General features: G+C 49.9%; 5 protein-coding genes. All 5 read right to left on the reverse strand.

All coding sequences use genetic code 11. The features are described 5' to 3' along the window. Positions 1-1754 (reverse strand): autotransporter-associated beta strand repeat-containing protein (locus tag AB7E14_RS19905; protein ID WP_428169843.1); only part of this gene is annotated, 1754 nt, incomplete at its 3' end. Between the two features lie 223 nt (positions 1755-1977). Next, the gene (locus AB7E14_RS19910) at positions 1978-2892 is read right to left on the reverse strand and encodes a bestrophin family protein (protein ID WP_428169844.1); all 915 of its coding nucleotides are present in this window, start codon (positions 2890-2892) and stop codon (positions 1978-1980) included. A 205-nt stretch (positions 2893-3097) separates the two neighbouring features. Then, positions 3098-4549, reverse strand: coding sequence for a tagaturonate reductase (locus tag AB7E14_RS19915; RefSeq protein WP_044327161.1), 1452 nt, complete (start codon positions 4547-4549; stop codon positions 3098-3100). A 106-nt stretch (positions 4550-4655) separates the two neighbouring features. Beyond that, on the reverse strand, positions 4656-5183 hold the full coding sequence (locus AB7E14_RS19920) for a GNAT family N-acetyltransferase (protein WP_044327162.1): 528 nt from the start codon (positions 5181-5183) through the stop codon (positions 4656-4658). Positions 5184-5257: 74 nt separating this feature from the next. Beyond that, a partial coding sequence (locus tag AB7E14_RS19925; protein WP_428169845.1) for a hypothetical protein occupies positions 5258-5405 on the reverse strand: 148 nt, incomplete at its 5' end.

The raw sequence follows: 5405 nt of genomic DNA on the forward strand, positions 1-5405 counted from the left end.
TTCGGTTCAATAATCGGGTCATCTATCGGATCGATATCGTCGACGGGCGCCCAGGTATTGACCAGATACCAGTGGTTGCAATCCATGATCCCGTCGTCATTTTCACTTTCAACTCCGCGTAAAAGCGCGTAGTCATACCCCCCGGCAACCAGACGGCTTTGGGCAACAAATTCACCCGCAGAATCCCCTGCAACCTGGACAACTCGCGCACCGTTCAGATCACCAACCGCGACATTGCCTAATTCCTTCAACACGACCCGGGTTGTTCCTGCGGTGTTTCCCAAGACATTAAGCTGGTTAACCACCGGTTTTTGTTGCACTTGATCCTGTGTGCTGTTCAGGCTCAGTAAGCCATTGTCACTGTTGTAATCGCCCCTGACCGTCAGAACACTGCCTGACAGCGCCAGAGCATCGCGGTTGCCCTGCGGATCACCAAAGCTCAGCCTCCCACCAAGTTGAAGTGACTGAATGGTCTGACTGTAGCCGTTCAGATCGAGCGTGGCGCCCTCCCCGACAGTAAAATCAGAATTCGGGCTAAAACCTGTGACACTTCCGGCGCTGAGCGTTCCGCGACTGATGTGAGTATTTCCGGTATAACGATTATCGCCGCTCAGTTGCGTCGTACCCGGTCCGCTATGGTTGACATGACCGTAGCCTTTTATCGCTGCATTAAGAGAATAATCTTCGCTGGTGTGGTTAAAGTTCAGTGTTGCAGTACTATTTTTCTGATTTGTGTCACTCAGAATAATGAGCGGCGTCTCGATAGATCCTGCTTCTTGTGCGGTTTCACCGGGTTTGCCACCGATATTCAGTGTGGCGGTACTTCCTGTCCCTATGCCAAGCCAGATTCCCTCTCCTGTCTTAACTTTGCCGCCATTACTGATATTAAGTTCACCTTTGGCATCATTTGGCGTGGTTATAAAGCCCCCCAAAATGAGTAATGTACCAACCTCTAAACGAGAATTTTCGCCGTCTACATTCACGACGCCGTTTCCTTTAAGAGTTGAGTTTAACGTCTTTCCGACATAGCCAATATTCATATGTCTACTAACTGAAAGTTGACCACCGTTCAAAATATCCAGTCGGCCCTCTGCCTGATCGCCCACAACAGCCCAACCGGAACGGATCGACGAATTCTCACCTTCTATCGTGGTCAGCCCATTTGCATCAGCATAAAATTCACCGATGCGCAGTTCGTTAATATTAGAGATCTGACTTCCCTCTTTAACGGTTAATGTTCCGTCGCCGTTATTTTTGCCGACAAACAGATTCTTGCCACTGAGATCCCATTGCGCACCTTCGGTTAACGTCACAATTCCGACAGCACCATTACCAATCGCGCTTGCAGAGGATTTAATGGTGCGTCCTGTTATTGTGAGTTCACCTTTTGTGCCCTGACCGACGGTCAGGGAGCCAAACTCACGCCAACCAGGCTCGTTATTCACTTCCGCAGATAAAATGACCTGGGCATTTTCGTTAATAAGAACACTACTGTTCGCCGTCGTGGGCGTCCAGGATGCTGTTAATGTCTTTGTCGCTTTGAGTTTTTTCTCAATACACTCTGCGGCCGCTTCACTTTCGCAGCGTATATCCTCTGCCAACAGACCTGTCGGGGCAAAAAGACCGGTGGTGGCAAGCAACAGTCCTGGAATAACCGGCAACGGAGAGAGAGACTTTATTGATACCAGTGATGGCATCGATGCCTTTGCATCGACACGCGGGGTGTCATTCATTCCTGATTGAATAGCGTTCATAGATAATCCTCCTGATCATCGTTTAACATCCTGATATGCACTGATGGCATGCCGATGTTTTAAGAACGCCTTACGACCCTTATCAAGAGTTATTTTTAATCGCGCAGAAAATATGCGGACATTATCTGAAATTCAATCATCGGTGATAAGTTAATCCTGAAAACCGATGTTAGCGCATTGACACACCCAGCCTGTCGTTCATTTACTGGAATGTTCCCTTCTTTTACGTCAACTGGTAGTGCTTATCCGGCATCAGTTTCGCTGGAATGGTCGATTCATCATTCATCTCCAGCAGGTCAATTTCGATGGCATTACAGATAGCATCCAGGGGCAAATCGTTATTCTCTGTTCCAAACGGATCCTCCAGTTCTTCCGCCAGTGCATCCAGAGAGATGAAGGTATAGGAGATGAGGACCGAAATAAAAGGCGTCATGTAATGCAGATCGACCACCAGGGTGAAAGGCAGCATGATGCAAAACAGATAAACGGTGCGATGGAGGATCAGCGTATAGGCAAACGGGACCGGCGTATTGGCGATTCTTTCGCAACCGGCAAGAACGGCGGACATGTCATTTAAGCGATTGTTTAAACTATGAAACAGGATATCCGAGAGTTGCCCGTCTCGACGACGTGTCGCCAGCCATTCACCCATTATCAGTAAAATGCGGTTTGCCGGAGAGTGAGAGGCAAATACACGTTGCAGATCTTCCGTGCTAAGATACTTCGCCAGCGGCTCAGCCTGCGGTTTACGCCGCAGCGTCATGCGCAGACAGTGAGCGAAGGCGATTTGCAGTCGGACAAACTGCCCTAACTCGCGGTCATCCGGTAAGACCGTTTTGACTTCCCGCAGCAGTGAACGAGAAGCGATCATCAATTGTCCCCAGAGTTGACGCGCCTCAACATAACGGGAATAACAGGCGTTATTACGAAAACCCAAAAAGATAGCGATTGCCACACCGAGGATGCTGAACGGTGCAAGGGTAAATTTGATACCCAGCATCGTATACCACGGCAGCAGGACGATCACGACAATAGACAGCAGAAAATTAAGCAGCAAGCGGGAAGAGATTTTTGCCAGTACAGAGCCGTGCCAGACGAATATCAGGCGTAACCAGTGCTGTTGTGGACGAACGATCATGACGGTTTTCTGGAAAGAAACGAATCCTGCTATTAAACGTGATCTGGATCAAACATTCAAGCATGTCCAACGTGACGTTGTCACCTGCCTTATGCTAATAGACACGTTCATGCACAAGGCTAACAGAGGGAATAGTTATTAAATACACTGTATGTTGTAACTATAGTGCTTGTATAAGAAACCCGGCCTTAGCCGGGTCACTGCTTTAGCAAAGCGGTTTCACCGCTTCTCGCATTCCTTTTGACAGAATGGCATCGAGATCGGCAGTCACCTGCTCAACCAGCCCCGCCACTTTCGTCAGGTCTTGCTCCCAGTGTTCTTCTACCGCCAGCACGTCACTCACCAGTTGCTGAGTCGTCATCTGGCGATCGCCATGTTGGCTCCAGAGTTGCTGAAAACGGGTGATCCAGTGCGCATCGTCCTGAACCGGGTAAGCTTCCCCATTACGCTCACCGCGATAGAACGCAATCAGGGCGGCTAACGCGAAGGTCAGACGAGCCGGGAGTTGGCCGTTCGCCTTCTGCCCTGCCAACAACTGGGGAAGAATGCGGGTGCGGAATTTGGTCATCCCGTTCAACGCAATCGACAGCAACTGGTGCTTAATATAGGGGTTACGGAAACGTCCGGTAACCGCACTGGCAAATGACTCCAGTTCATCACGCGGCAGATCGAGAACCGGGATGATCTCCTCATAAATCGCTTTTTCCACAAAGGCGCAGATTTCGGTGTCATTCATCGCCTCGCCGACCGTATCCAGTCCTGCCTGGAATGCCACCGGTACCAGTGCCGTGTGCGCACCGTTAAGGATAGCCACTTTACGCTCTTTGTACGGCTTAATATCCTCAACAATCAGAATGTTAAGCGGATATTTATCGAGACGCAGTTCTGCTGCCAGTGATTTCGGTCCCTGGATCACAAACAGATAAAAGTGTTCGGCTGTATCGAGGAAACCATCGTGATAGCCCAGTTCGCTCTCCAGTTGCGCCGCTTCATCGCGCGGATAACCCGTGACAATACGGTCCACCAGCGTGGAACAGAAGACGTTTGCCTGATCCAGCCAGGTGATAAATGCCGCTGGCAGTGACCACTCCTGCGCATAGCGCAGCACCAGCTCACGTAGAGCATCACCATTATAATCAATCAGTTCGCAAGGGATGATGATCCAGCCTTTATCCGACGCGCCGTTGAAATGGCTGTAGCGTTCAAACAGCAGACGCGTCAGCTTCGCCGGATAACTTACCGCTGGCGCATCATCAAATTTATCACCGGCGTGATAACTGATACCCGCTTCCGTGGTGTTAGAGAACACAAAACGCATCTCAGGATTGTGCGCCAGTTTCAGGAACGCATCGTAATCACCGTAAACGCTGATTTCACGATTCACCGAACGAATCAGACGAGCATCGCTGACGGCTTCTCCCTGTTCATTCAGACCGCGAATGATTGTCGTATAAAGACCATCCTGGGTACTGAGCGAAGGTGGGAATGGACTTTCAATAGGTCGAACAATGACCACACCAGAATTCAGATCGGTATGTTCATTCAGCAGATCAACTTGCCAGTCAACAAAGGCGCGAAGGAAATTACCTTCACCAAACTGAATGATGCGTTCAGGATAGTGAGCACCGGGAAAATCGCGACGGTTAAGTGTTTTCACAATGGGTTCCCTTTCGATTAGTCATACAACCTGATTAAATTGGTAGAACAGGTTAGCAAAACTTTACGACAGTAAAACCCTGTTTTGATCAATTCATGACAACTATTTATAGAGATTTATAGAAAAGCGTGGTGCCGGTCAGCTTTCCATCTGGCATCAGCGCATAATCAGGGATCTCACCGGCTTTGAGCCAGCCGCAAGAGTGGTAGAACAACTCAGCATCGCTTCCTGTAGCGGTATCCAGCACCAGCTGCGTTTTTTGCTGCTGTATTGCGCACGTTTCCAGTGCCGTCATCAACTGACGAGCGAATCCCTGACGACGTGCGCTGGAGTGAACTAAAAGTTTCGCCACGTCCGCGCGATGAGGTTGATTTTCCGGCTGCTGGAGAATGAGTTGCACGGTACCGACAATCACACCTGAGGGGTTGTCGAGCGCAAGAACGACGCGCTCTCCTCTGCCCGCGCTTTGCGCGACGTCATGCCAGAATGCACGTGCTTTTGAACAGGTAAACGGTAATACAAAACTGACTGATGCGCCGCGCGTCACACAGTCGGTCAGGACGTCACAGAGCTCATCAATTCTCGCCTCGATAGCTCCCGCATCCAACACATAACAGGATTTTGCCAGGGTCATGTTGCCTCCGTAATTGAGACAACACCATGCACTTAACATTGTGATAACACAACGGGAAGTTCCATAGGATATTGTTATGCCAGATCGCTTCCAGCAAAGACGGTCTTATCCGTCCGGCGATCGCTGGTCCGATTACGACCTTCGTTCTTCGAGCGGTACAAACACTCGTCCGCTTCAACCATCAAGGTGTTGAAAACGTCCGTCAGCAAATGGGTGCCGATA

It is taken from the genome of Citrobacter sp. (assembly GCF_050252275.1).
Classification (GTDB): domain Bacteria; phylum Pseudomonadota; class Gammaproteobacteria; order Enterobacterales; family Enterobacteriaceae; genus Citrobacter_A; species Citrobacter_A amalonaticus.